The sequence below is a fragment of the Lacimonas salitolerans genome, assembly GCF_042677865.1.
GTDB classification, from domain to species: Bacteria; Pseudomonadota; Alphaproteobacteria; order Rhodobacterales; family Rhodobacteraceae; genus Lutimaribacter; species Lutimaribacter salitolerans.
Map to the genome: position 1 here is coordinate 227548 of NZ_JBHUDD010000059.1, position 24280 is coordinate 251827.

26 protein-coding genes and 1 pseudogene are annotated in these 24280 nt (G+C 63.6%); 11 read left to right on the forward strand and 16 right to left on the reverse strand.

All coding sequences use genetic code 11. The annotated features are described in order from the left end of the window. Window positions 1-118: 118 nt before the first annotated feature. Complete coding sequence (locus tag ACFTOW_RS12835; RefSeq protein ID WP_379916317.1) at window positions 119-766, forward strand: ribonuclease T2 family protein; 648 nt, start codon at window positions 119-121, stop codon at window positions 764-766. Between the two features lie 113 nt (window positions 767-879). Here ACFTOW_RS12835 and ACFTOW_RS12840 read toward each other — a convergent pair whose 3' ends face one another. The 3 genes from ACFTOW_RS12840 to ACFTOW_RS12850 form a co-directional block, all read right to left on the reverse strand. After that, entirely contained in the window at window positions 880-1191 is a 312-nt protein-coding gene (locus ACFTOW_RS12840) for an H-NS histone family protein (protein WP_379916319.1), read from the reverse strand. Between the two features lie 201 nt (window positions 1192-1392). After that, a complete protein-coding gene (locus ACFTOW_RS12845) occupies window positions 1393-2376 on the reverse strand; it encodes an NAD(P)H-quinone oxidoreductase (protein WP_379916321.1) in 984 nt (327 codons plus the stop codon). A 15-nt stretch (window positions 2377-2391) separates the two neighbouring features. Then, complete coding sequence (locus ACFTOW_RS12850; RefSeq protein ID WP_379916323.1) at window positions 2392-3078, reverse strand: COQ9 family protein; 687 nt, start codon at window positions 3076-3078, stop codon at window positions 2392-2394. A gap of 115 nt (window positions 3079-3193) precedes the next feature. On the opposite strand from ACFTOW_RS12850, the gene rpsU reads away from it, so the two are divergent. Continuing rightward, a complete protein-coding gene (gene rpsU, locus ACFTOW_RS12855) occupies window positions 3194-3400 on the forward strand; it encodes a 30S ribosomal protein S21 (RefSeq protein WP_024810325.1) in 207 nt (68 codons plus the stop codon). A gap of 102 nt (window positions 3401-3502) precedes the next feature. On the opposite strand, the gene ACFTOW_RS12860 is transcribed toward rpsU, so the two are convergent. Both ACFTOW_RS12860 and ACFTOW_RS12865 read right to left on the reverse strand, forming a co-directional pair. After that, a complete protein-coding gene (locus tag ACFTOW_RS12860; RefSeq protein WP_379916326.1) occupies window positions 3503-4531 on the reverse strand; it encodes an alpha/beta hydrolase in 1029 nt (342 codons plus the stop codon). Next, window positions 4531-5703, reverse strand: a complete 1173-nt coding sequence (locus ACFTOW_RS12865) for a thiolase family protein (RefSeq protein WP_379916328.1) — start codon at window positions 5701-5703, stop codon at window positions 4531-4533. Before ACFTOW_RS12865 ends, ACFTOW_RS12860 begins: the two co-directional genes overlap by 1 nt. Window positions 5704-5801: 98 nt before the next feature. On the opposite strand from ACFTOW_RS12865, the gene ACFTOW_RS12870 reads away from it, so the two are divergent. The 3 genes from ACFTOW_RS12870 (at window position 5802) to ACFTOW_RS12880 (ending at window position 8397) form a co-directional block, all read left to right on the forward strand. After that, window positions 5802-6140, forward strand: a complete 339-nt coding sequence (locus ACFTOW_RS12870) for an STAS domain-containing protein (RefSeq protein ID WP_379916330.1) — start codon at window positions 5802-5804, stop codon at window positions 6138-6140. Further along, entirely contained in the window at window positions 6130-6585 is a 456-nt protein-coding gene (locus ACFTOW_RS12875; protein WP_379916332.1) for an ATP-binding protein, read from the forward strand. The genes ACFTOW_RS12870 and ACFTOW_RS12875 overlap by 11 nt, the downstream gene beginning before the upstream one ends. A gap of 237 nt (window positions 6586-6822) precedes the next feature. Then, entirely contained in the window at window positions 6823-8397 is a 1575-nt protein-coding gene (locus ACFTOW_RS12880) for a gamma-glutamyltransferase family protein (protein WP_379916334.1), read from the forward strand. 6 nt (window positions 8398-8403) lie between these two features. On the opposite strand, the gene ACFTOW_RS12885 is transcribed toward ACFTOW_RS12880, so the two are convergent. Together ACFTOW_RS12885 and ACFTOW_RS12890 are read right to left on the reverse strand one after the other, a co-directional pair. Beyond that, complete coding sequence (locus tag ACFTOW_RS12885) at window positions 8404-9198, reverse strand: phosphate ABC transporter ATP-binding protein (RefSeq protein WP_379916336.1); 795 nt, start codon at window positions 9196-9198, stop codon at window positions 8404-8406. A gap of 118 nt (window positions 9199-9316) precedes the next feature. Next, window positions 9317-10135, reverse strand: coding sequence for a sulfotransferase family protein (locus tag ACFTOW_RS12890; RefSeq protein ID WP_379916338.1), 819 nt, complete (start codon window positions 10133-10135; stop codon window positions 9317-9319). 145 nt (window positions 10136-10280) lie between these two features. Here ACFTOW_RS12890 and ACFTOW_RS12895 point away from each other — a divergent pair, with 145 nt between their 5' ends. Both ACFTOW_RS12895 and ACFTOW_RS12900 read left to right on the forward strand, forming a co-directional pair. Next, window positions 10281-11858 (forward strand): DUF5928 domain-containing protein, encoded by a 1578-nt coding sequence (locus ACFTOW_RS12895; protein ID WP_379916341.1) that lies wholly within the window; start codon window positions 10281-10283, stop codon window positions 11856-11858. 8 nt (window positions 11859-11866) lie between these two features. Next, window positions 11867-12250: an HIT domain-containing protein gene (locus tag ACFTOW_RS12900; protein WP_379916472.1), complete on the forward strand. Its 384-nt coding sequence runs from the start codon at window positions 11867-11869 to the stop codon at window positions 12248-12250. Here ACFTOW_RS12900 and uraH read toward each other — a convergent pair. After that, window positions 12247-12606 (reverse strand): hydroxyisourate hydrolase, encoded by a 360-nt coding sequence (gene uraH, locus ACFTOW_RS12905; RefSeq protein WP_379916343.1) that lies wholly within the window; start codon window positions 12604-12606, stop codon window positions 12247-12249. The genes ACFTOW_RS12900 and uraH overlap by 4 nt on opposite strands. Window positions 12607-12760: 154 nt before the next feature. Here uraH and puuE point away from each other — a divergent pair, with 154 nt between their 5' ends. The 4 genes and pseudogenes from puuE to ACFTOW_RS12925 all read left to right on the forward strand — a co-directional run bounded on the left by puuE (window position 12761) and on the right by ACFTOW_RS12925 (window position 16184). Beyond that, entirely contained in the window at window positions 12761-14170 is a 1410-nt protein-coding gene (puuE, locus tag ACFTOW_RS12910; RefSeq protein WP_379916345.1) for an allantoinase PuuE, read from the forward strand. Continuing rightward, window positions 14167-14979 (forward strand): bifunctional allantoicase/(S)-ureidoglycine aminohydrolase, encoded by an 813-nt coding sequence (locus ACFTOW_RS12915; protein WP_379916347.1) that lies wholly within the window; start codon window positions 14167-14169, stop codon window positions 14977-14979. The genes puuE and ACFTOW_RS12915 overlap by 4 nt, the downstream gene beginning before the upstream one ends. Beyond that, window positions 14976-15470 carry an ureidoglycolate lyase gene (locus ACFTOW_RS12920; protein WP_379916349.1) on the forward strand — a complete coding sequence of 165 codons (495 nt, stop codon included), beginning with the start codon at window positions 14976-14978 and terminating at the stop codon, window positions 15468-15470. Before ACFTOW_RS12915 ends, ACFTOW_RS12920 begins: the two co-directional genes overlap by 4 nt. Window positions 15471-15561: 91 nt before the next feature. Continuing rightward, window positions 15562-16184, forward strand: a pseudogene (locus ACFTOW_RS12925) (MFS transporter). Here the strand turns inward: ACFTOW_RS12925 and ACFTOW_RS12930 are convergent. From ACFTOW_RS12930 to mutL, 8 genes are all read right to left on the reverse strand, one after another. Beyond that, entirely contained in the window at window positions 16172-17299 is a 1128-nt protein-coding gene (locus tag ACFTOW_RS12930) for a 2OG-Fe(II) oxygenase (RefSeq protein WP_379916351.1), read from the reverse strand. The pseudogene ACFTOW_RS12925 and the gene ACFTOW_RS12930 overlap by 13 nt on opposite strands. Before the next feature lie 81 nt (window positions 17300-17380). Then, complete coding sequence (locus ACFTOW_RS12935; RefSeq protein WP_379916353.1) at window positions 17381-18295, reverse strand: ornithine cyclodeaminase family protein; 915 nt, start codon at window positions 18293-18295, stop codon at window positions 17381-17383. Continuing rightward, window positions 18292-18909 (reverse strand): HAD family hydrolase, encoded by a 618-nt coding sequence (locus tag ACFTOW_RS12940; RefSeq protein WP_379916355.1) that lies wholly within the window; start codon window positions 18907-18909, stop codon window positions 18292-18294. The genes ACFTOW_RS12935 and ACFTOW_RS12940 overlap by 4 nt, the downstream gene beginning before the upstream one ends. A 4-nt stretch (window positions 18910-18913) precedes the next feature. Then, window positions 18914-19363 carry a YaiI/YqxD family protein gene (locus ACFTOW_RS12945; protein WP_379916357.1) on the reverse strand — a complete coding sequence of 150 codons (450 nt, stop codon included), beginning with the start codon at window positions 19361-19363 and terminating at the stop codon, window positions 18914-18916. After that, entirely contained in the window at window positions 19360-20190 is an 831-nt protein-coding gene (gene fghA / locus ACFTOW_RS12950) for an S-formylglutathione hydrolase (RefSeq protein WP_379916358.1), read from the reverse strand. The genes ACFTOW_RS12945 and fghA overlap by 4 nt, the downstream gene beginning before the upstream one ends. A 62-nt stretch (window positions 20191-20252) precedes the next feature. Continuing rightward, window positions 20253-21182 (reverse strand): AEC family transporter, encoded by a 930-nt coding sequence (locus tag ACFTOW_RS12955; RefSeq protein WP_379916360.1) that lies wholly within the window; start codon window positions 21180-21182, stop codon window positions 20253-20255. 53 nt (window positions 21183-21235) lie between these two features. Continuing rightward, the gene (locus ACFTOW_RS12960) at window positions 21236-22417 is read right to left on the reverse strand and encodes a DNA recombination protein RmuC (protein ID WP_379916362.1); all 1182 of its coding nucleotides are present in this window, start codon (window positions 22415-22417) and stop codon (window positions 21236-21238) included. After that, a complete protein-coding gene (gene mutL / locus ACFTOW_RS12965) occupies window positions 22414-24255 on the reverse strand; it encodes a DNA mismatch repair endonuclease MutL (protein ID WP_379916364.1) in 1842 nt (613 codons plus the stop codon). The genes ACFTOW_RS12960 and mutL overlap by 4 nt, the downstream gene beginning before the upstream one ends. Window positions 24256-24280: the final 25 nt, after the last annotated feature.

The following is a 24280-nucleotide window of genomic DNA, read 5'->3' on the forward strand; positions in this document are numbered from 1 at the left end:
TCTCCTGAACTCAAATCTTCCCCGTTGCCGGAAAACGGCTGCCCCGGGCCGGGGCGGTTTCCATTGTGGGGGAACTCGGGCACCGTATACTGCCGCAAACGGAATAAGGAAAGAGTGAATGCGTTTTCTGGCCCTTCTGGCCCTTCTGGCCCTGTGTCTGGGCCTTGCCGCACCCGTTGCGGCCGAAAACGACCGTGCAGGGGTGTTCGACTACTATGTTCTGGCGCTGAGCTGGTCTCCCACATGGTGCGCGCTTGAAGGCGATGCCCGAGGGTCACCGCAATGCGAGTCCTCGCGCCAGCTTGGCTGGGTCCTGCATGGGCTGTGGCCGCAGTATCATCGTGGCTGGCCCAGCAATTGCCGCACCACCGAACCCCAGCCGACCCGCGCGATGACCGCCGCCATGGCCGATATCATGGGCACCGGCGGGCTGGCCTGGTATCAATGGCAAAAACACGGGCGCTGTTCGGGCCTGTCGGCGCGCAACTACTTTGCCTTGGCGCGCCGTGCCTACGAGGCGGTGAACCGCCCCGACATCCTGCGGCAACTGGACAGGCCCGTGCGCCTGCCCGCCCGCGTGATCGAGCAGGCCTTTCTCGAGGCCAACCCGGGATGGGAGCCTGACATGCTGACCATCACCTGCAAGGATGGCCGTATTCAGGAAGCCCGGCTGTGCCTGTCAAAGACACTTACCCCGGTGCCGTGCGGTCGGGATGTCGTGCGCGATTGCGCGATGGACGATGCACTGCTGGACCCGATCCGATGAAGCCAACCGAATTGGAGCGGGTATGGAATACCATACCGCACTAATCCGAATTGCGAATACGATCTTGCAGACGCAATACAATCGGACCGAGAAACTATCCCCGGTCCAATTGATCAGATCAAAAGATCATCCAACGATTTGCCCTCGGCCAGCGCATCCTTGATCCAGTCAGGACGCCGACCTTTGCCGGTCCATGTCACAGTGGGATCATCCGGGTGACGATACTTGGGAATACCGCCTTTGCGTATCTTCTTGGCACTCAGGAGATCGTTGAGGTTGAACCCCATTTCGTTGGCTTTCGCCTCGAGTTCGGCCAGCGCCTTTTGACGCTGACGTTCCTTGTAGTTGTCAATGGAACGCGACACCTGCTTCTGCAATGCCTTCAGTTCGTCCAGTGACATTTCGTCGATGTTGAAATGTACCATTTTTCATTTTTCCGTTTTTTCCGCCATCCCCAGCGGATCGTCGGTCATGCAGAAAACAATCACGACAAGATCAAGTGAGATGATGTTTACCTAGAATTCACAAACAGGGAAATGAAATTTTTGTGCCCTCAATGAATTACCGCCCCGCCAGTGCATTCCGGCGGGGGTTCTCAAAAGGAATAGGAGAAAGTTTGCGGGCCGTCAGGCGACTTTCAGCACGATTTTGCCGATATGTTTGCTCTCTTCCATACGTGCATGAGCCTGAGACGCCTCGTTCAATGGAAACTCGCTGTCCATTACGGGGGCGATCTTGCCGGCTTCGAGAAGCGGCCAGACATTCTCGCGCAATGCTTCGGCAATGCGGGCCTTGGCCAGATCGCTTTGCGGGCGCAGGGTGCTGCCGGTGATCGTCAGGCGACGGGTCATCAGTTGCGCGAAATTCACTTCGACCTTGGGGCCTTGCAGGAATGCGATCTGCACCAGCCGCCCGTCATCTGCCAGCGCCCGCAAGTTGCGCGGAATGTACAGGCCCCCCACCATGTCCAGGATCAGGTTGGCCCCGCCTTCGGCTTTCATCGCCTCGACGAAATCCTCGTCATTGTAGATGATCGTGCGATGCGCCCCCAGTTTCGCGCAGGCAGCGGCCTTGTCCTGACTGCTGACGGTGGCAAAGACGCGCGCGCCGAATTCGCGCGCCAGTTGGATCGCCGTGGTGCCGATGCCGCTGGCCCCGCCATGCACCAGAAACCGTTCGCCCGCCTTCAGACCGCCGCGCATGAATACGTTGGTCCAGACCGTGAAGTAGGTTTCGGGCAAACAGGCAGCCTCGCGCATGTCCATGCCTTCGGGCACGGGCAGGCAATGGGCGGCGGGTGTGGCCACGTACTCGGCATAGCCGCCACCGGGCAGCAGCGCGCAGACCCGGTCGCCCACCTGCCAGCCCTCGACGCCGTCGCCCAGGGCCGCGATCTCGCCCGAGCATTCCAGCCCCGGCAGGTCGCTGGCACTGGGTGGCGGAGCATAGGCACCGGCACGTTGCAGCGCGTCGGGACGGTTGACGCCCGCCCAATGCACGCGGATGACCACCTGCCCGTGTGCGGGCTGCGGACGCGGACGCTCGACAGGTTTGAGAACGTCGGGGGCACCGGGTGCGGTGATTTCGATGGCGCGCATGGTCTCGGTCATCAGGCTCTCCTTGGGTTACTGCGGGCCGGGCCAGCGGCCGGGCAGGTCGTCGGTCGGTCGCATGGGTGCCCTGATCTTGCCAATCAATGCAAGAGGTCCGGCAAAGACGGTGTTGAAGGCGCGATTGTCGCGCAGGCGCGCCTTGACCTTTTCAAACTGCATCACGCCGTCGATGCGACGGTCCAGAAATTCCCACGTGGCCTGATGACCGTCGGACTCGTCGCCCAGCCAATACAGCACGGTGCTGCTGTAGACGCCCGACAGGATCGTGCGCTTGGTGTACCAGTTCACATCATCCGAGCGGTCACCCAGCGCGGTCCAGATCTTGTCGGCGGTGCCCCAGATCGCGCGCGCACCATCGGCAGCGTTGTGGGGCAGGGCGAACAGGGCGCTGCCACGGCGCACGACCTCCTTGTCATCGGCGGCTTCGATCCGGAACCGCACAGCCGCAGCCACACGGTCGCGAAAGCGCATGGCAGACAGGTCTTCTGTGTGTATCCGGCGGATCATCTCGTCATCGCCGCGCTGGTGATAGGCCAGCGCCAGATCGACCGCACCGCGCGGACAGATGGCGCGGGCCAGCGCCGGATCGACGCCGGAATCCGTCGCCGCCGCGTCGAACGCGGCCGGGCTCCAGCCGTCGAACGGCACATGCATCAACGCCGCGTCCAGCAGCCGGTCTTTCACGTCTTTGTCGTCCATCGGGGTCTCCATCGGCAGGTTGCGGTTACCCTAGACAAGTAGGGCGGGCTTTGCTATACGGCCACTTCCTGCAAATCTGATTGCAACTCTTACTTAGAAAGGTGGTGAAAACCACATGCAGGTTAGTGTTCGTGACAACAACGTCGATCAGGCGCTTCGTGCCCTGAAGAAAAAGCTGCAACGCGAAGGCGTGTTCCGCGAAATGAAGCTCAAGCAGCATTTCGAGAAGCCGTCCGTCAAGAAAGCCCGTGAAAAGGCCGAGGCGATTCGCCGCGCCCGCAAGCTGGCGCGCAAGAAATTGCAGCGCGAAGGCATGATGTAAGCCTTTGGGCATGACATGACGCGATGTGACGACCCCCGGGCGACAGCTTCGGGGGTTTGTCGTTTTGGGGATGCGGTTACTGGCCGTCAGCGGCCGGGTCGATCAGCCCAGCGTCGCCCGCAGCCATCCCGCCGCCTTGTGCACGGCATCGTCGCCTTCGGGTACGACCTTGGTCAGGGATGCAAAGACATGAGCCTGCCCCGGATAATTGGCCAACTGCACCGCCACCCCCGCATCGCGCAGGGCCTTTGCATAGGCCTGCCCGTCATCCCACAGCGGATCATGCCCGGCGGCGATGATCATCGCAGGCGGCTGCCCTGCCAGATGCGGCGAGAACAGGGGCGAGACGCGCGGGGCCAGCCTGTCCTGATCGTCGGGTAGGTATTGATCCAGATACCAGCGGATGCGCAACAGCGGCAGCAAAGGCTGCTCTGCCAGTGCCTGCATCGAGCCCGAACTCAGCCGCCCGTCAACCGCCGGATAGATCAGCAATTGCGCAGCAGGCAGAGGCAGGCCTGCCTCACTTAGATCATGCATCAACGCGGCGGTCAGGTTGGCGCCCGCGCTGTCACCGCCCACCGCCAGTTTGGCAGGGTCGATGGCAAGGTCGGTTTCCCCGCTGACCAGCGCCCTGTAACAGGCCAGCACGTCATCAGGGGCCGCCGGGAACTTGTGCTCGGGTGCCAGCCGGTAATCCAGCGAGATCACGCGAATACCCGCACGATCCGCCAGCTTGCCGCACAGCCCGTCATGGCTGTTCAGGCTGCCCTGCACCCAGCCGCCGCCATGCAGGTACAGCAGCACCGGCGCATCCTCGCCGCCCCTGGGCACATACAGCCGCGCCGGGCGCGGACCGGCGGCCCCGGGCACGGTGATGTCGGATTTCGCAACACCCGGCGGGCTGGGCAGGTCGAACTTTTCGGCCATGCCGTCCAGCTGCTTGCGGCTTTCGGCAAGGTCGGGCACTTCGCCCGGCGCGCGCAGCAGGCTGACCAGATCGCAGACCGCCTGCGCGCTGGGATCGATCTGCCGACCGTCAACAACGGTCAGCCGGTTGCCATAGAGCGCGCCTTGCACCGGGGCGGGGGCCAGAACGCGCAGCAGCGCAAGAGCCAGTTTCAGCTTTTGCATCACAGGCGTTCGATCGCGATGGCCGTGCCTTCGCCCCCGCCGATGCAGATCGCAGCCACGCCCCGTTTGGCCCCGCGTTTTTCCATCGCGTTCAGCAGCGTCACCATGATGCGCGCGCCCGATGCCCCGATGGGATGACCCAGCGCACAGGCCCCGCCGTTCACGTTGATCACGTCGCGCGGGATGCCCATTTCGCGCATGAAGGCCATGGGCACGACGGCAAAGGCCTCGTTGACCTCCCACAGATCGACATCCGACACCTTCCAGCCCAGTCGCTCCAGCAGCTTGCGGGTGGCGGGCACCGGGGCGGTGGGGAAATCCCTGGGGGCCTGCGCATGGCTGGCATGGCCCATGATCCGCGCGCGGATGGTCAGCCCCTGCGCCTCGGCCGCGTCCCGGCTGGCCAGAACCAGCGCCGCCGCCCCGTCCGAGATCGACGAGGAATTGGCCGCCGTCACCGTGCCGTCCTTGCGAAAGGCGGGTTTCAGCATCGGGATCTTTTCGGGCCGTGCCTTGGCGGGTTGCTCATCGGTGGTGATGACCTCTTCGCCGGTGCGGGCGTGCACGGTAAAGGGCGTGATCTCGCCATCGAAGGCGCCCGTGCGTTCCGCATCCAGCGCGTTTTCCAGCGAGGCGATGGCGTACTGGTCCTGCGCATCGCGGGTGAACTGAAACGCCTCGGCGCAATCCTCGGCAAAGGTGCCCATCAGGCGGCCCTTGTCATAGGCATCCTCCAGCCCGTCCAGGAACATGTGGTCAACCACCTGCTGATGCCCGATTCGTGCCCCGCCGCGCATCTTGGGCAGCAGGTAGGGCGCGTTCGACATCGATTCCATGCCACCCGCGATCATCGTGCCAGTGTGGCCAAGGGCGATCTGGTCAAAGGCGATCATCGCGGCCTTCATGCCCGATCCGCACATCTTGTTCAGCGTGGTGGCGGGCACCTCTTCGCCCAATCCGGCGGCAAACCCGGCCTGACGCGCGGGGGCCTGCCCCTGACCTGCGGGCAGGACGCAGCCCATCAGAACCTCGTCCACGGTTTTGGCCCCGGCCCCTTTCAGCGCCGCGCGGATCGCGGACCCGCCCAGATCGGCGGCGCTGACGCCGTCGAACACCCCCTGAAATCCGCCCATGGGCGTGCGCGATGCCCCTGCGATGACGACTGTCTTCATGGCTCTCTCCCTAAACTCATACCCCTGCATACCGAATGGTAAGGAATGGCGTCTAGCCTTCGTCGCATTGCAGGTATTTCTACGGATGGACGGACAGCATGAAACTGACGGCAAGATCGCTTGGACCCCTCTGCGTGGTCGATGTTGCAGAGCGGCGAATCGATGCGGCGATCGCGATCGCCTTCAAGGATGCCATGCGCGATCTGTCAGACGGGTCATCGGGCGATGTGGTGCTGAACCTCGCGCAGGTGGATTTCATCGATTCCAGCGGTCTGGGCGCGATCGTGGCGGCGATGAAACATCTGGGGCCGAACCGGCGGCTGCGCCTGGTGGCGCTTGGGCCTGCGGTTGAGAAGGTGTTTCGCCTGACCCGCATGGACAGCGTCTTTGCCATTCACGCCACCCTTGATGCGGCCCTTGCGGATCATGGCGGCTGAGGCGCGCGGGATGCAGCCCGTTTCCGGCCCCAATGGTGCCTTCATCATGACCTTTGACGCGACCGCGCCCAAGGTGCGTCAGGCTCTTGAAACGCTGATGGAGTACCTGTCGCCACTGTCGCTGACCGCGGATCTGTCAGCGACGATCCAGATCGTTCTGGCCGAGGTGCTCAACAACGTCGGCGAGCATGCCTATGCTGGCGGCGGCGGGCCGGTGTACCTGCGTGCCACTGTCGATACAGACCGGTTCAGCGTGATCATCCGCGACCGGGGCATGCCGCTGCCCTCCAATCTGATCCTTGCGGATGATCCCGACGGGTTCGACCCTGACAACCTGCCCGAAGGCGGGTTTGGCTGGCATCTGATCCGCACCCTCGCGACCGAGGTGTCGCATGACCGGCTGGCACGGTGGAACGAGATGAAGATCGTGTTCTCGCTGTCGTGACCGGGCAAAGCAGGAATGCCTTGGAATCGCCCCAGTCACATCTGATTGCTGTCACGATTTTCCATCAAGACTGAACTCGTAGCTTCAAATGGCTTCCCTCGGCGTCGCGTGTTCACAGCCCCCACCCAGTGCGCGGCGCCGAGGCACTACTCTCCCGAACATAACGACGCGTGGTGATTGGCATTCCGGGACCGTGGCCCTAACCTGCCCGGCGAAACGGACAGGAGACATCCAATCATGCGTGATTTTCACATCCCGGGCCGGTCGCCGGTGCTGGCAACCAATGGCATTTGCGCCACCTCGCACCCGCTGGCGGCCAAGGTGGCCATCGACATTCTGGACGCGGGCGGCAACGCGATGGACGCCGCGATTGCCGGTGCGGTGCTGCTGGGCATCGCCGAGCCGCAGATGACCGGGATCGGGGGCGATTGCTTTGTCCTCTATACCCGCCCGGGCGAAAGCACGGTGCGCGCGCTGAACGGATCGGGCTGCGCGCCTGCTGCGGCCAGTGCCGCCGCCCTGCGTGACCGCGGGCTGACCTCGGTGCCGCTGACCGGTCCCGAGGCGGTGACGATCCCCACCGCGATGGCCGCCTTTGCCCACCTGTCGCAGACCGAAGGGCGGCTGGGTCTGGACGACCTTCTCGCCCCCACGATCCGCTATGCCGAGGAGGGGATTCCCGTCGCCCCGCGCGTGGCCTTCGACTGGCCCGCAGCGGCCAAATGCCTGAACCCGACGGCGCAGAAACACTATCTGATCGATGGCAAACTGCCGCAAACCGGCCAGATGTTTCGCGCGCCCGGTCAGGCCGAGGTGCTGCGCCGCGTGGCCCGTGACGGCATCAAGGCCTTTTACCAAGGCGAAGTGGCCGAGGATATGGTCGCCGCGCTGAACGCCCTTGGCGGGGTGCACGAGATGGCCGATTTCGCCAATGCCGCGCCGATCGACGCCACCCCCGTTTCCAGCGACTACAAGGGCGCGAACCTGGTCGAGCATCCGCCGAACGGGCAGGGCGCGACCGCGAACCTGATGCTGAACATCCTGTTGCATTTCGACATCGCCGGAATGGACCCCTTCGGTAGCCAGCGTGCCCATATCGAGGCCGAAGCGGCAAAGCTGGCCTATGACGCGCGCAATCGCTTTCTGGCCGATCCCGACCACTCCACCCGGCTGGATCATATGCTGGCGCCGGAAACGGCGTCAAAACTGGCCGCGCTGATCGATCCGGCCAAGGCGATGGCCGCGGCCGCGCCGCTGACCGAAGCCGTGCACAAGGACACCATCTATATCACCGTGGTCGACAAGGATCGCATGGCTGTCAGCCTGATCTATTCGATCTTCCATGGCTTCGGCTCGGGCATCGCATCTGAGAAATTCGGCATCCTGCTGCAAAATCGCGGGGCAGGCTTTACGCTGGAACAGGGCCACCCGAACGAGATGGCAGGCGGCAAGCGCCCGATGCACACGATCATTCCCGCGATGCTTCGGATGGGCGGGGCCTTGATGCCGTTCGGCGTGATGGGCGGGGCCTATCAGCCCAACGGCCATGCGCGCATGGTGTCGAACATGGTCGATTTCGGGATGGATCCGCAAACCGCCATCGACGCGCCTCGCGCCTTTTCGGATGCGGGCACGATGAAGGTGGAACGCGGATACAGCGACGCGGTGCGCGCCGAACTGGCCGCGATGGGCCACAAGGTCGAGCTTGCGGACGCGCCCATCGGGGGTGCCCAGGCGATCCTGATCCGCGAGGATGGCGTGCTGGAGGGCGGATCGGACCCGCGCAAGGACGGCATCGCGCTGGGTTGCTGACCGGCGTCAGCCGGACTCGCCCGCAAAGAACCTGCGGGCCTCGGGGCTGGTCGCGTGATCGAATATCTGCGTGACCGGCCCGATTTCCTTGAGCGCCCCAAGGTGAAAGAACGCCACGCGGTCGGCGATGCGTCGGGCCTCCATCATCGAATGGGTGATGATGATGATCGAATGATCCACGCGCAGTCCGGTCAGCAACTCTTCGATCTTGGCAGTGGCGATCGGGTCGATCGACCCGGTGGGTTCGTCCATCAGCAAGACCTCGGGCTGGGTCGACAGCGCGCGCGCGATGCACAGCCGCTGCTGCTGGCCACCGGACAGGTCATTGCCCTTTGCCTTGTGCAGGATGTCCTTCACCTCGTCCCACAAATGGGCGCGGCGCAGGCAGTCTTCGACATGGGCGGCCATGTCGGCCTTGGTCTGCATCAGCCCGTGAATGCGCGGCCCATAGGACACATTGTGCCAGATCGTCGTCGGAAAGGGGTTGGGTTTCTGCGCGACCCAGCCAAAGCGCCGGCGATGCAGGGGCGGGTCGATGTCGGGGTCATGGATATCGGTGCCCTGCATCTGCACCGATCCGGTGATCCGCACCCCGGGCGTGTGGTCGTGCATCCGGTTCAGCACCTTCAGCGCCGTTGACTTGCCACAGCCCGATGGTCCGACAAAGGCCAGGATTTCCGAAGGGTAAAGGTCGAACGACACATCCTTCAGGGCATGGGTATCCTCGTACCACAGGTTCAGCCCGGCGATTTCCATGATCGGGGCGTTGTTGGAATTGCTAACGGTGGCTGAGTGCTGCATCTTCCCCTCCTGTATCGGATGTCACGCGGAAGATGACACAGTTGGTGGCGCGCGATTTGATCTGGATCGCGCCACGCCACATCTTCATCAAAACTTCATCGACCTGTTACAAGCCGGGTCATTCCCCAAGCTTGGCATGCACCTCGTCCAGGTCGATCTCACCAATCGGCATCTTGTTGGACGGATCGTCAAAGTCGTATTTGAACAGCGCGAAATCGCGGTGATAGATTTCCTTGATCAGATGCATCGACAGGTCGTCAAAGTAATCCTCGACCGGGTGGGCGCGCTTGGGCCCGTGCCCTTCGGATTCGTTGAAGCGCGGGATTGTTTTCAGATCGACCTTTTTCGGTGTCTTGATCGATTTCAGAACCTCGCCCATCCCGTCGTTGAACTGTTCGGTCCAGAAGATGCGGTCATACCGCCCGCCGTTCTGGATAAAGGTGCTGACATGTCCCGACATGGCCGACCAGTGAATGTCAGGCTCCATCGGGCGGCGCCAGCGGATGGTGTCGCGGGTGAACAGCAGGAACCGGCGGAACGATTTGATCTGGTCGAACTCGAACCCGTCCTCGGGCGCGCCCACCTCGATCCCGTATTTCTGGATCAACAGCGGCACAAGGTTCCCGCGATAACGTTTGCCGTTGCGCTGGATGCCGCAGATCTTGTCAAAGAACGACGACAGGATGCGCGTATAGGGGTTGCGCACGCAGGTGAACGCATAGGATTTATGCGCCTTTACGTTTTGTTCGATCAGGGGCTGGCTGTCTTCGATCGCCCATTTGTGCAGGCCACTGGTGGCGTCATGGATGTCGCCATCGAAGAATGCGCCGTGGTCCGAATAGTACATGATCTGCCCGATGGTCGAGCAGGCGCATTTCGGAACGACGCGATAGACCACGCTTTCGCTTTCCGTCATCCAGGTTCCCGGGAAACCCATCTTGCCCCTAGCCTCCAAACTGTGCGCCTTGTTTTACGGCGCGTTCTGGCGCATGTGAAAAAACGGATATCGACTGTTTATTCAATGCGACTTCATCTTTATCTAGATACTGTGACCCCGTAAACAGAGGCTTTCACCCACCCGCATGGCCCGTATCGCCTTCATACTTTTGTGCCACAAGGACCCCGAGGCCATCATCCGGCAGGCCGAACGGTTGACCGCGGCGGGCGACTACATGTCGATCCATTTTGACGCGCGCGCCAAGCCTTCGCATTTTCAGCAGATACGCACCGCGTTGAAGGACAACCCCAACGTCGTCTTTGCCCGCAAGCGTATCAGATGCGGCTGGGGGGAATGGAGCCTTGTTCAGGCCACGCTGAATGCCGTGGAAACGGCGGTGCACGCGTTTCCCCGTGCCACGCATTTCTACATGCTGTCGGGCGATTGCATGGCGATCAAGACGGCGGAATACGCCCACGAGTTCCTCGACAGCGAGGATTGCGACTACGTCGAAAGCTTCGACTACTTTGACAGCGACTGGATCAAGACCGGCTGGAAAGAAGAGCGGCTGATCTATCGGCACTGGTTCAACGAACGCACCCAGAAACGCCGGTTCTACGGCATGTTCGAACTTCAGAAACGGCTGGGCCTGACCCGCGAGATTCCGCAGGACATCCAGGTGATGATCGGCAGCCAGTGGTGGTGCCTGCGCCGCCGCACGATCGAATGGATACTGGAGTTCACCCGGCAACGTCGCGACGTGATGCGGTTCTTCCGCACCACATGGATCCCCGACGAGACGTTTTTTCAGACCCTCGTGCGCCACCTTGTCCCCGAGGACGAGATCAGGACCCGCACCCTGACATTCCTGCTGTTCACCGATTACGGCATGCCGGTCGTATTTTACAACGACCATTATGACATGCTGCTGTCGCAGGATTTCCTGTTCGCGCGCAAGATCAGCCCCGAGGCGCGCGAGCTCAAGGCGCGGCTGGGCGCGCTCTATGCTTCCGAGGATGTCGAGTTCAAGATTTCCAACGAGGGGCGCAGCCTGTTCAAGTTCCTGTCGGGGCGCGGGCGGATCGGGCGGCGCTTTGCCACGCGGTTCTGGGAAACGGAATCGACGCTGGGCCGCGAACGCGAGCTGATGATCATCGTGTGCAAGAAATGGCACGTCGCCAAGCGCCTGCTGGCCAAGATCCGGCAGGTCACCAACATTCCGGCGATCGAATACCTGTTCAACGAGGAAAGCACCCCGATCCCGGATCTGGGAGGCATCCAGTCGACCCTAGGCAAACGCACGCGCCACCGCCGCGCGCTGATGCGGATGCTGTTCGATTACTACGAAACCGACCGGCTGATCGTCTGCATGGACCCCAACAATATCGACCTTTTGCATGATTTCTGCGGGGACAGATCGGTCACCAGGCTGCTCGAGGTGCAGTGCGGCTTTACCGATGATTACCTGATCGGCCATGCCAAGCGGGTTGGGCTGGCAGGCGACCAGACCCCGCGCGAAACGCTGGAACGGCTGTTGCCGACGATCCGTCAGGACATCACCTTTGAAATCGACCGTATCCGCGATGCCGATTTCGAAAACCACCACCGCATCCGCGAGTCCGACAGCCCCTACGACAACGCCGACCGCATTGCGCGCTTTCTGACGATCCCCGAGGACAAGGCGCTTGAAATCGCCCAGACCGACCATCTTTTTGCCGATTGAGGTGCCAAATGGCCTATGCCTATGACGACCAGAACATCTTTGCCAAGATCCTGCGCGGCGAGATTCCCAACAGCACGGTTCTGGAAACCGACCACACGCTGGCCTTCAACGATATCCAGCCGCAGGCCCCGGTGCATGTGCTGGTGATCCCCAAGGGCGCGTATGTGAATCACGATCACTTCGCGGCCGAAGCCTCGGATGCGGAAATCGCCGATTACACCCGCGCCATCGGGCAGGTGTGCCAGATGGTCAGCGTCACGCCCGGTGCGGGCGATGGCGGCTATCGCCTGATTTCAAACGCGGGCGACGCCGGAGTGCAAGAGGTGCCGCACCTGCATGTGCATGTGCTGGGCGGCCGCGTGCTGGGCCGGATGCTGGAAAAGGCGGATTAACTGCCGCGATAGGTCGAATAGCCAAAGGGCGACAGCAGAAGCGGCACATGGTAATGCGCCTGCGCATCCGCCATGCCGAACCGGACCGGCACCTGATCCAGAAACAGGGGCTCGCTCTGGGTCAGTGCATTGTCCCGCAGGTATTGTCCTGCGTGAAACACAAGCTCGTATACTCCGGTCGTGAACCTGTCGGCAGGCAGGATCGGCGCATCGGTGCGGCCATCCGCATTGGTCACGGTCTCGGCAATTCTTTCTCGCGCGGTGCCGTTGAGCCGAAACAACTCGATCCGCAAACCGGCCGCAGGCACGCCGCGCGCCGTATCCAGAACATGGGTTGTCAGATAGCCATCGGGCATGGAACGCTCCTTTTTCGGGCCAGCCTATCGAAAGGGTGGCGATTGCACAGGCTTAATCAGGGATTGCAGTGCCGGGAAAGTGTATCAATCATTTTTTGAAAATCTTTCGCCGCGGCCGTGCCTTACAACTCGGCCAACTGAACAGGAGGCTGCGATGCAGCGTTATCCGCGCAACATGATCGGATACGGGGCCAACCCGCCGGATGCGAAATGGCCCGGTGGGGCCCGCATCGCCGTGCAGTTCGTCCTGAACTACGAAGAGGGCGGCGAGAACAGCATCCTGCACGGCGATTCTGCGTCCGAGGGGTTCCTTTCCGACATCGCCGGGGCCGTGCCCTGGCCGGGGCAGCGCCACTGGAACATGGAATCAATATATGACTACGGCGCGCGCGCCGGGTTCTGGCGGCTGCACCGGCTGTTCACCGGCGCGGATATTCCCGTCACCGTCTACGGCGTCGCGACGGCGCTGGCGCGCAGCCCCGAGCAGGTCGAGGCGATGAAGGACGCAGATTGGGAAATCGCCAGTCACGGCCTGAAATGGGTCGAGCATCGCGACATGCCCGAGGATCAGGAGCGTGCCGCGATTGCCGAGGCGATCCGCCTGCACACCGAGGTCACGGGCAGCCGTCCGCGCGGCTGGTACACCGGGCGGTGCAGCGAGAACACCGTGCGCCTGGTCGCCGAAGAGGGCGGTTTCGACTATATCTCGGACACCTATGACGACGATCTGCCCCATTGGATCGAGGTGGGCGCGCGCGATCAACTGGTCATCCCCTACACGCTGGAATCCAACGACATGCGCTTTGCCACAGCACCCGGATACATCACGGGCGAGCAGTTCTTTACCTACCTGCGCGATGCCTTTGACGTGCTGTATGCCGAGGGGGAAACCGCGCCGAAAATGCTGAGCATCGGCCTGCACTGCCGCCTGATCGGTCGCCCCGGCAAGATCGCCGGGCTGCAACGGTTCATCGAGTATATCAAGGGGTTCGAGGGCGTGTGGACCCCCCGCCGCATTGACATTGCGCGCCATTGGGCCGCCACCCATCCGCACCGCCGTAGACAGCGCCCCAGCCAGATGGATCGTGCATCCTTTGTGCATCGGTTCGGCGGCATCTTCGAACTCTCGCCCTGGATCGCGGAACGCGCCTTTGACCTGGAACTTGGGCCCGCCCACGACACTCCCGCCGGGCTGCACAACGCGCTGGCGCGCATGTTCCGCAGCGCCACATATGACGAGCGCCTGGGCGTGCTTAAGGCCCATCCCGATCTGGCGGGCAAGCTGGCCTCTGCCAGGCGCCTGACCGCCGAATCGACCGCCGAACAGGCCAGCGCGGGGCTTGATGCGTTGACCGATGACGAACGCGCGCGGTTCACCACGCTCAACACCGCCTATATTGAAAAGCACGGCTTTCCCTTCATCATCGCCGTGCGCGACCATGACAAGGCGTCGATTCTGGCCGCGTTCGAAACCCGTATCGCCAATGACACCGGGACCGAGTTCACCACCGCCTGCGCGCAGGTCGAACGCATTGCGCGGCTGCGGCTGGAGGACATGACATGACCTATGCCTTTCCCCCCGGCGGTCTGCCGGATCAGTCGGTCAGCCCCGAGGGCACGGCCATCTTCACCACCGCCTATGCCGTGCTGCCCGCCTGCACGATGCGCGACATCGTCACCAGCCTGCTGCCCGGCTGGACGGGCACACGCGCCTGGATCATCGCGCGCCCGCTGTCGGGCTTTGCCGAGACATTCGCCCAATACGCGGTCGAGGTTGCCCCCGGTGGCGGATCGCAAACCCCCGAACCCGACAGCAGCTCGCAGGCGGCGTTGCTGGTTGCAAGCGGCCAGATGGCTCTGACAATCGACGGCCAGACCCATGACCTGCGCGCGGGCGGTTATGCCTATATCGCCCCCGGCAGCGATTGGAGCATCCACAATCCCGGTACGACGCCGCTGCAATTCCACTGGATTCGCAAGCGCCATGAACCGGCACCGGGCATCGACCGACCCGACAGCTTCGTGACCTCGGATCAGGAAACCCCCGTCAACTGGATGGCCAATACCGACAAATGGGGCACCACCCGCTTTGTCGATCCGGCCGATCTGCGCCACGACATGCACGCCAATATCGTGACCTTCCTGCCGGGCGGACGCATCCCCTTTGCCGAAACCCATGTGATGGAACACGGGCTTTACGTGCTGCAAGGCACGGCGCGCTATCTGCTGAACACCGACTGGGTCGAGGTCGGCCCGGGTGATTTCATGTGGCTGCGCGCGTTCTGCCCGCAGGCCTGCATCGCCACCGGCGATGAGCCGTTTCGCTATCTTCTGTACAAGGACGTGAACCGCCACCCGGGGCTGTCGCTGTGACCACCACGCGAATCATTCACACCGAACCCCTGACCGCCAAGGCCTTCGCCCCGTTCGGCGATGTGCTGGATTGTGCGGGCGATCCCGACAGGATCATCAACGCCGGGGCCTGCGGGCGCTGGCATGACCGCGCGCGGCTGGATTTCGGCCCCGAAGGGTGTGCCGGGATCAGCGTGCTCAGCGCGCAACCGCGCAGCCTGCCCCATACCTGCGACCTGATGGAACGGCACCCCGAGGGCAGTCAGGCCTTCATCCCCATGCATCAGAACGAATGGCTGGTCATCGTCGCGCCCGATGTCGGTGGCCAGCCCGGCCAGCCGCGCGCCTTTCTGGCGGCACCGGGGCAGGGCATCAACCTGCATCGCGGCACATGGCACGGGGTGCTGACACCGCTGCACGCCCCCGGGCTGTTCGCCGTGATCGACCGCATCGGAGTGACGCCGAACCTGCACGAAGTCGCGATTGATCCGCCCTTTACCGTGATGCGCTGACCCGTCAGGACGCGCGGCCATAACAGGTAAAAGCCATTGACCCTGTTTCCTGCCGCGCGCATCTTTCCGGCGCGTGGCAGGAGGGCGGCAGATGCAGGCGAAACCGACGATTTTCACCCCTGTTCTTGTCGTGGGCTGCGCGATCATCCTGATCAGCTTTGCCGTGCGCGCGTCCTTTGGCGTGTTCCAGATTCCCATCGCGCAGGAATTCGGCTGGTTGCGGGCTGAATTCAGCCTGGCCATCGCCATTCAGAACCTTGCCTGGGGCATAGGCCAGCCAATATCGCGGGCACGCTGACGGCGGGTTGGCTGGGCAAGCGGTATTCCAAGAAATACCTGCTGGCCGCCATCTACACCGGGCGCACCATCATTGCCGCCGCGTTCATCCTGTTTCCGATCACGCCCGCGACGGTGCTGCTGTTTTCTGTGGCGATGGGCGCGCTTTGGCTGGCGACCGTGCCGCTGACCAGCGGGCTGATCGCCCATATCTATGGCCTGCGCTACATGGGCACGCTGTATGGCATCGTGTTCTTTTCCCATCAGCTTGGCAGCTTTCTGGGCGTCTGGCTGGGCGGGCGGATGTATGACGCCTATGGCGACTACACCGTGGTCTGGTGGATCGGTGTCGGCGTGGGCGCGTTTTCCGCCATCGTTCACCTGCCGGTGAAAGAGCGGAATATCACCGCGCCCGCCGCCCGCCCTCAGGCCTTGTAACCCGCAGCGTTGGGCACGTTCGCGGCATTGCGTTCGCGGATCGCTGCGGCGGCGTCGTCATACAGGAACGGCAGGAACGCATAGCGCGTGCCGCTTGTCACCTTGGCCACCGCATGCAGGAGCGAGCACGAGAATATCACCGCCGTGCCCTTGGGGGCCTTGATCCCGCGCGGATTGAACTCGGGAAAGCTGACAGCGCCGCCCTCGAACTCGTCATTCAGGTTGATCGACACGGCAAAGCGGCGATGCGCGGTGCCCAGCGTGGTGTTGTCGCGATGCGGGCGGAAATGCCCGCCCTCATCCGCCGGATAGCAGCCGACCATGTACCGCTCCATCCGGGTGCACTTGAAGTAGTGCACACGCTCGATCTGGGGCACGACCTTGCGCAGGATGCGGCTTTGGGTCTGCGAAATCAGGTCCGGGTCGGACAGCGTGAAATCGTTGCGCACCTTGAAGGACGGGTCCATCACCGCCACGGTCTTGCCGTCCTGATCGCGCATGAAGCCCGAGCTTTCGCCGCCATGTTCGTGGTACAGCCCGACCAGATGGTCACAGAATTCAGGTTCGAACACGTCTGGCAGCACCAGAACCGGGGCCGGCGTTTCAAAGCCAAGGAACGTCGCGGCGGGCGGGACACTGCGCAGATAGGCCAGCACCTGCTCGATGCAGCTGCCATCAGGGGTCATGGCAACCCGTTTGCGTATCGTCAGTGACGGGTCGATCACCATCCAGAACGGACGAAAGGGCGCGCTTGTATCGGTCTGCACGGGCATCGCCCCATACATGCGCGCCACCGCCATATCCGTGTCCCAGAACACACGCCGCCCGGGGATCTTGTCAGCCAGTCGGTCTTGCGCCTCGTCATCCGGCGCATTGATCACCGTGAACAGCGAGGCCTGCTCGTCATCGAAAACATCCGTCGCGGCATAGGCGGTGGCGATCATCTGCGCCATGCGCTGATCGCCAACCGTGCCCGGAAAGGCCAGCAACAACCAGCGCCCGCCGACTGAATCAAAGGTGAATTGAGGGTTGCTTTTGGTGCGCGCCTTGAACGACGGAGCGCGGTCACCGGGCACCAGATTGCGAAAGGCAGGCTGTGCGGATTGATCTGTCATCGAAAATACCCCTGTCTGCAAAATTGCAAACAGGATAGATGCGACCCACTTGCATCGCAACAAAAACCGGACTTGCCGCGTTTATCTGTTGCGCCACGCGTTAAGGATGTATCGGCTGGTCATCAGGTCCAGATGCGCACCGCCGCCATTCTTGAACAGGGTGATTTCATCGTCCGAGGTACGGCAGAATTGTTCTGGTACATAATAATCCGCGACCAGATCATCGCGGGTGATGACACCCTGTTCCAGCGGAATCCTGATCTCGCCGATATGGCCTACCGTGGTGTCAAAACTGTCGACAAAGACGCGCGTGCGGGTCAGGGCAGTGTCATCGACCTCGCGCATATCGGGGCGATAGGCACCGATCACGTCGATATGCTGACCGGGTTGCAACCAGTCGCCGCGCAGCAGCGGCTCGGTGCTCATCGTGGCGCTGGTGATGATGTCCGCGGCGCGCACGGCGGTTTCCAGATCGTCGGCCACGGCCATGCCGGGGAACTCGGCCGCCATCTTTTCGGCATTCGCGCGCGTGCGGTTCCAGACGGTGAACCGGGCCTGCGGAAAGGCCGCACCATAGGCCTGCCGGAGCGACCGGCCCACGGTGCCCGCACCCACGATCAGGATCTCGCGGCTGTCGGGGCGGGCCAGCTTGCGCGCGGCGCAAAGGCTGTCACCGGCGGTTTTCCACTTGGTGACAAGGTGGAAATCGACCAGCGCCTCCAGCTCGCCGGTGTCATTGTCAAACAGCGTGACCGCGCCATTGACCATCGGCTTGCCGCGCCCCGGATTGCCCGGAAACACCGTGGCCGATTTCACCGCCAGCCCCATGCCGTCGATCCACGCCGCCCGGTTCAGCAGCGTGTCGGGGTCGCGATACAGGAAAATATCGTCGATCCGCGCCTTGGGCAGGCGGTGGCCTGCGTCCAGCGCATCGGTCAGGTCCAGCCAGTCCAGCAGCGCCTCGCCCTCGGCGAAGGGGATGAAGGGAACGGTCATGTGACCTCCTTTTCGGTCAGAAATCCATGGCTTGCCAGGACGCGGGCCAATCCATCCGCACCTTCGAAAAGGTGCCCGTGCCATCCGCGTGCCTGCGCGGCGGCGATGTTCTCGGGCCGGTCATCGGTGAAGAACAACTGCCCGGCTGACAGGCCGCTGGCCAGTTCCAGCGTCTCGTAGATCTCGGGCTCGGGTTTGATCGCGCCGATATGGGCGGAAATCACCCGCCCGTCGAACTCGGCCAGAAAGGGATAGGCCCCTTCGGCAATCTCGAACGTCTCGGCGCCGAAGTTCGACAGCGCCCAGCAGGGCACGCCTGCCGCGCGCAGCCGGTCGAACAGGGCCACGGTGTCAATCATCGCGGGGCTGGCCATGTCGAGCCAGCGGTCGTGCCACAGCCGGATCGCCTCGGCCCAGTCTGGATGCGCGTCCGCCAGCGCATAGATCGTGTCGCGCAACGGCGCACCGCGATCAACCTCAAGATTTGCGGCCTCCAGCGGCACGGCATCAAACAGCCGCGCGCGCGCCTCGGCCCCGATCTCGCGGTCGTAGAATCCCACGGGGTCCCAATGGATCAGCACGCGCCCGATGTCGAAAACCACTGCTTCTGGCATGATGCTACCCTTGTTTGGCGGCGCGCAACGCACGTTCCAGCCCGTCAAGGAAACGAGAGCGGTCCGCCTTTGTAAACCCCTTGCCGCCGCCCTGCATGAACGGGTTGGATGCGCGCAGGTCGCTCATCAGGTCGCGGGTGGCCAGCACGTTGCCGATATTGGCGCCGGTCAGCGCCTCGCCGTTGTGTTTGAGCACCTGCGCCCCGTTCTCGATGCAGCGCGCGGCCAGCGGGATGTCTCCCGTCACCACCACGTCACCTGGCCCCGCGCGCTCGGCAATCCACATATCGGCCACGTCGGGGCCATCGGGCACGATCACCGTTTCGACCAGCGGGTTTTGCGACGGGCGCAGCCCGCCGTTGCTGACCACCTTCATCGCGACGCCGTGGCGGGTTGCCACGCGCTCGGCCTCGGATTTGACCGGGCAGGCATCGGCGTCGATGAACAGCGTCACGAATACAGCGCTTCGGCGTGAAAGGTGACGTGATCCTCGATGAACGACGACACAAAGAAATAGCTGTGGTCATAGCCCTTTTGCAGCCGCAGGGTCGCGGGCACCCGGCGGGCGGCAACGGCCTGTGCCAGCGCCTCGGGTTGCAGCAGGTCGATGAACTGATCGCTGCTGCCGGTGTCCACCAGCAACGGGATGTCCAGGCCGGTGTCGCGCATCATCAGGGTGGCGTCATGGGCGGCCCACGCGCCCTCATCCTCGCCCAGATAGGCCGACAGTTGCTTGCGGCCCCAATCGCCGTTGGTCGGATGACAAATGGGCGAGAAGGCCGAGACCGAGCGGAACCGCCCCGGCAGCCCCATTGCCAGCGTCAGCGCGCCATGCCCGCCCATCGAATGGCCGGTGATCGCCTGCCGCTCGGCATCCAGTGGAAATTCCTTGAACACCAGGTCGGGCAGGTCCGTGGCGATGTAATCCCACATGCGGAAATTCGGGGCCCAGGGCGCCTGCGTGGCGTTCACATAAAACCCGGCACCCTGGCCCAGATCATAGGCGTCGTCATCTGCCACGCCCTCGCCGCGCGGCGATGTGTCGGGGAAAATCAGTGCGATCCCCTGTTCGGCAGCCCAGCTTTGCGCGCCCGCCTTGACCATCGCGTTTTCATGCGTGCAGGTCAGGCCAGACAGATACCACAGCACCGGCACCGGGCCGTCCTGCGCGTCCTCGGGCAGGAACAGACCGAATGTCATGTCACAGGCCGTTGCGGAGGATGTGTGGCTGTAAACGCCCTGCATGCCGCCAAAGCAGCGGTTTTCGGAAATGGTTTTCATGGGATGCCCCCTGTTTGTCCGGTTGGCCCATGGCTATCCGAGGGATGCCCGCGCGGCAAGGATCAGAAAGCGCTGACCCAGGCGATCACCGCCGAGACGGTGATGATGGAAAACCCGGTCGAGATCAGGATCGACGCCGACACCCGGTGTGGTGCCACGCCATAATGCTGCGCAAGGATATACACATTGCCCGCCACCGGCAGGGCGGCGGCGGCGATCATCACCCCGGCGGCATAAAGATCGACCGGAAACAGCACAAGCGCGGCAAAGGCCACGGCGACGGGGTGCAGGACCAGCTTGCAGAACGACAGCCATCCGGCGGTTGTGAGCCGCTCCGCCGATTTCGATGCCAGGCTGGCCCCGATGGCAAACAGCGCGCCGGGCGTGGCCGCAGCGCCCAGGATCGAGACAAAATCATTCAGCGGATCAGGGATCGGGATGGCCAGCGACGACCACGCCAACCCCAGCGAAATGCTGACGATCATGGGGTTTTTCAGCAGGCCCAGCCCCACGGTGCGCAGGATCTTGATCGACACGCGCCCGTCGCGCGCGCCGGTGATCAGGATCACGATCAGCGAGCCGAACACGATCAGATCGACCGCCAGCACTAGCATGACCGGGGCGATCGCCGCCTCGCCCAGCAGCATCACCAGCATCGGTATGCCCAGAAACCCGACATTGCCGATCACCGCGCATTGTGCCTCGACCGCCGCCTCCTCGGTGCTCAGCCCGCGCAGGAACGCGACGCCGGTGGCGATGCCATAGATCAGCGCGGTGCCCCACAGATAGGCGGTGACAAAGCGCAGATCGAAAATCTCGGTGAATGACAGGTTGGCTGAAAACCGGAACAGCATCGCCGACAGGGCAAAGTAGAACACGAACTTGGTCAGCCAAGCGGTCGCCTCTTCGGGGAAAAACCGTGTGACACCTGCAAGGTAACCCAGACCGATCAGGGCAAAGAAGGGCAGGGTTTGCAGGAATATCTGGGCCATGACGCTTTTGGTAGCATGGGGGGCGGTGCGGTCAATGCCCCACGGATTTGCGCCTAGACCTTGGGGTGTTGTTCCAGCCGCAGGACCGGTGGCGCGGACTCGACCTCGGGGGCCAGCTCCTCGAAATCGAAATTGTCCAGCCGCCGCGCGCGCCGCCCGGCCTTGTCGGCGCTGATCTTGATGTCCGAGATATCCTTGGCCGCCTGCCCGAAATGCCGGTCCAGGTTTTCGACCCGGCTGCCCAGCCGTTCAACATCGGCAAACAGCAGCCCCAGTTCGCGCCGGATCGCGCCCGCCTGTTCCCGCATGCGCGCATCTTTCAGGATCGCGCGCATCGTGTGCAGCGTGGCCATGCAGGTGGTCGGCGACACGATCCAGACTCGCGCGGCGAACCCTTCGCGCACCAGTTCGGGGAACCGCGCGTGCAGTTCGGCATAGACCGCCTCGGAGGGCAGGAACATCAGCGCGCCATCGGCGGTTTCGCCCTCAAGAATGTATTTCTCGGAGATCGCCTTGATATGCGCGCGCACCGCCTGCCGCATCTGGGTGTTGGCGCGGGTCACCTGTTCCGGCGTCTGCGCGTTGATCAGCGCCTCGTAGGCCTCAAGCGGGAACTTGCTGTCGATCGCGATCGGCCCGGGCGGGTTGGGCAGGTAGATCAGGCAATCGGGCCGCTTGCCGTTGCTCAGAACCGCCTGCCATTGATAGCTGTCGGAGGGCAGCGCCTTGCCGACGATGTCGCGCAACTGGATCTCGCCGAAGGCCCCGCGCGTCTGCTTGTTGCTCAGGATATCCTGCAACGACAGCACATCACCCGACAGCTTGGTGATATTGTCCTGCGCCTTGTCGATGGCCTGCAACCGCTGCTGCAATTCCCCAAGGCTGTGCGCCGTGCGGGTGGCCGTGCCCTGCAGGTTCTCGTTCATCTTTTCGCTGACCTGTGCCAGCCGGCGTTCCATCAGTTGCAGCATGTTGGCCTGGCTGGCCGCCTGCGCCTCGGACACATGGGTCAGACCCCCGGCAAGCTGTTGCTGTCCTTGCCCCAGCATTTCCACACGCTGCCCCAATTGCCCGATCTGCTGGGCCAGCGGTGCTGCAATCCGCGCGCTGCGCCCCGCCGCCCGCACCGCCACGATCAGCAGGATCAGGAACACCAGCGCCAGCACCCCGCCTGCCAGCACCAGCAGGGTGGCCGGATCGTCCAGCGCGAAGGATTGGTTGCCGATCTGGATCATGTGCGCCCGAACAGCCTTTCGATGTCTGACAGTTTCAGTTCAACATAGGTGGGCCGCCCGTGGTTGCATTGGCCGGAATGGGGCGTCGCCTCCATCTCGCGCAGCAGGGCGTTCATCTCCTCGGCCCGCATCCGGCGGCCCGAGCGGATCGAGCCGTGGCAGGCCACGCGGCTCAGGATCGCCTCAAGCCGCGCCTGCACGGTCATGCTGTCGCCCTGATCTGCCAGTTCGTCCAGAATATCCAGGATCATCGCCTTTGCATTCACCTCGCCCAGCAGGGCCGGGGTTTCGCGCACGGCGACGGCCCCGCCACCGAAGGGTTCGATTGTCAGTCCCAGCCGTGACAGTGCGTCGGCATGATCCAGCAGCCGGGCGCAATCGCTGTCCGACAGTTCCACGATCTCGGGGATCAGCAGGGCCTGCGCGGCCACGCCGGTGTCGGCCATCTGGCGTTTCAACCGCTCATAGACCAGCCGTTCATGCGCGGCGTGCTGATCGACGATCACGATGCCGGTTTCGGTCTGCGCCACGATGTAGTTTTCATGCACCTGCGCGCGGGCTGCGCCCAGTGGCAGGGCCTCGTCAGGGCCTTGTGTCCTTTCGCCGGCGGTGTCTTCCACGCGCGCGCTGAAATCGCGCTGCATCTCGGCAAAACCGGGCGCCTGAGCCTGATAGGCCGCTGCCCGCGCCCCGGCACTGGGCCGGTCCATCTGGTAGACGCGCGCGCCCATGGTTTCCGGCCGCATCGCGCCCAGGGTGGCCCCCGCCACGGTGCTGGACGCCCGATGCCCCGACCCGGCCAGCGCGGCCCGCAGCGCGCCAACGATCAGCCCGCGCACGGTGCCGGGATCCCGAAACCGCACCTCGGACTTGGCCGGGTGCACGTTCACGTCCACCAGCGTCGGGTCGCAATCGACGAACAGCGCCGCCACCGGGTGCCGGTCGCGCGACAGGAAATCGAAATAGGCCGCGCGCAGCGCGCCGATCAGCAGCTTGTCCCGCACCGGGCGACCGTTGACGAACAGGAACTGCGCCACCGCCGCCCCGCGCGAATATGTGGGCAGCGCGGCAAAGCCCGACAGGTGCAGCCCGTCACGCTCGGCCTCGATCCGGATGGAATTGTCGGCAAACTCGGTGCCCAGCACGCCCGACAACCGCCCGTGCAGCGCATCGAACAGGTCGCCCGACTGCGCATCGGCGCGAAACACCATGCGCCCCTCGCCCCCGCCGGACACATCGCGCAGGGTAAAGGCCACAAAGGGTTCCGCCATCGCCAGCCGCTTGACCACATCGGCAATCGCCTGCCCCTCGGCCCGGTCGGTGCGCAGGAATTTCAGCCGCGCGGGCGTGGCATGAAACAGGTCACGCAGTTCCACCACCGTGCCGCTATTCAGCGCCGCAGGCCGCACTGCACCGATCTGCCCGCCCGAAACCGCGATCTGCGCGGCATCCTGCCCCGCCATCCGGCTGGTGATGGTCAGCCGCCCCACCGCGCCAAGGCTGGGCAGCGCCTCGCCCCGGAACCCGAAAGTGTGGATGTTCAGCAGGTCGCTGCCGTCGATCTTGGATGTCGCATGGCGCGACAGCGCCAGCGGCAGGTCTGCGCCCGCGATCCCGCAGCCGTCATCGGCCACCCGAATCAGCGTCTTGCCGCCATCGGCGATGGTCACATCCACCCGCCGCGCCCCGGCATCCAGCGCGTTTTCCACCAGCTCCTTGACCGCCGAGGCCGGGCGCTCCACCACCTCGCCTGCGGCGATGCGGTTGATCGAGGCCTCGTCCAGCTGCCGGATCACGGGCGGGGCATTTGGGCGCATATTGGGGGCTTGGGTGTTCATCCCACAATACCTAGCAGGGTTTGCG

Excerpts from the sequence above, each read along its gene's own strand:
- ACFTOW_RS12885 (WP_379916336.1), bottom strand. The coding sequence starts at position 9,198 with ATGCAGCACTCAGCCACCGTTAGCAATTCCAACAACGCCCCGATCATG.
- ACFTOW_RS12895 (WP_379916341.1), top strand. The coding sequence starts at position 10,281 with ATGGCCCGTATCGCCTTCATACTTTTGTGCCACAAGGACCCCGAGGCC.
- ACFTOW_RS12930 (WP_379916351.1), bottom strand. The coding sequence starts at position 17,299 with ATGACAGATCAATCCGCACAGCCTGCCTTTCGCAATCTGGTGCCCGGT.
- uraH (WP_379916343.1), bottom strand. The coding sequence starts at position 12,606 with ATGCCCGATGGCTATCTGACAACCCATGTTCTGGATACGGCGCGCGGC.
- ACFTOW_RS12850 (WP_379916323.1), bottom strand. The coding sequence starts at position 3,078 with ATGGACGACAAAGACGTGAAAGACCGGCTGCTGGACGCGGCGTTGATG.
- ACFTOW_RS12870 (WP_379916330.1), top strand. The coding sequence starts at position 5,802 with ATGAAACTGACGGCAAGATCGCTTGGACCCCTCTGCGTGGTCGATGTT.
- ACFTOW_RS12835 (WP_379916317.1), top strand. The coding sequence starts at position 119 with ATGCGTTTTCTGGCCCTTCTGGCCCTTCTGGCCCTGTGTCTGGGCCTT.
- fghA (WP_379916358.1), bottom strand. The coding sequence starts at position 20,190 with ATGAAAACCATTTCCGAAAACCGCTGCTTTGGCGGCATGCAGGGCGTT.
- ACFTOW_RS12955 (WP_379916360.1), bottom strand. The coding sequence starts at position 21,182 with ATGGCCCAGATATTCCTGCAAACCCTGCCCTTCTTTGCCCTGATCGGT.
- ACFTOW_RS12875 (WP_379916332.1), top strand. The coding sequence starts at position 6,130 with ATGGCGGCTGAGGCGCGCGGGATGCAGCCCGTTTCCGGCCCCAATGGT.
- ACFTOW_RS12865 (WP_379916328.1), bottom strand. The coding sequence starts at position 5,703 with ATGAAGACAGTCGTCATCGCAGGGGCATCGCGCACGCCCATGGGCGGA.
- ACFTOW_RS12935 (WP_379916353.1), bottom strand. The coding sequence starts at position 18,295 with ATGACCGTTCCCTTCATCCCCTTCGCCGAGGGCGAGGCGCTGCTGGAC.
- ACFTOW_RS12840 (WP_379916319.1), bottom strand. The coding sequence starts at position 1,191 with ATGGTACATTTCAACATCGACGAAATGTCACTGGACGAACTGAAGGCA.
- ACFTOW_RS12890 (WP_379916338.1), bottom strand. The coding sequence starts at position 10,135 with ATGGGTTTCCCGGGAACCTGGATGACGGAAAGCGAAAGCGTGGTCTAT.
- ACFTOW_RS12900 (WP_379916472.1), top strand. The coding sequence starts at position 11,867 with ATGGCCTATGCCTATGACGACCAGAACATCTTTGCCAAGATCCTGCGC.
- ACFTOW_RS12915 (WP_379916347.1), top strand. The coding sequence starts at position 14,167 with ATGACCTATGCCTTTCCCCCCGGCGGTCTGCCGGATCAGTCGGTCAGC.
- ACFTOW_RS12940 (WP_379916355.1), bottom strand. The coding sequence starts at position 18,909 with ATGCCAGAAGCAGTGGTTTTCGACATCGGGCGCGTGCTGATCCATTGG.
- puuE (WP_379916345.1), top strand. The coding sequence starts at position 12,761 with ATGCAGCGTTATCCGCGCAACATGATCGGATACGGGGCCAACCCGCCG.
- ACFTOW_RS12960 (WP_379916362.1), bottom strand. The coding sequence starts at position 22,417 with ATGATCCAGATCGGCAACCAATCCTTCGCGCTGGACGATCCGGCCACC.
- rpsU (WP_024810325.1), top strand. The coding sequence starts at position 3,194 with ATGCAGGTTAGTGTTCGTGACAACAACGTCGATCAGGCGCTTCGTGCC.
- ACFTOW_RS12860 (WP_379916326.1), bottom strand. The coding sequence starts at position 4,531 with ATGCAAAAGCTGAAACTGGCTCTTGCGCTGCTGCGCGTTCTGGCCCCC.
- ACFTOW_RS12845 (WP_379916321.1), bottom strand. The coding sequence starts at position 2,376 with ATGACCGAGACCATGCGCGCCATCGAAATCACCGCACCCGGTGCCCCC.
- mutL (WP_379916364.1), bottom strand. The coding sequence starts at position 24,255 with ATGAACACCCAAGCCCCCAATATGCGCCCAAATGCCCCGCCCGTGATC.
- ACFTOW_RS12880 (WP_379916334.1), top strand. The coding sequence starts at position 6,823 with ATGCGTGATTTTCACATCCCGGGCCGGTCGCCGGTGCTGGCAACCAAT.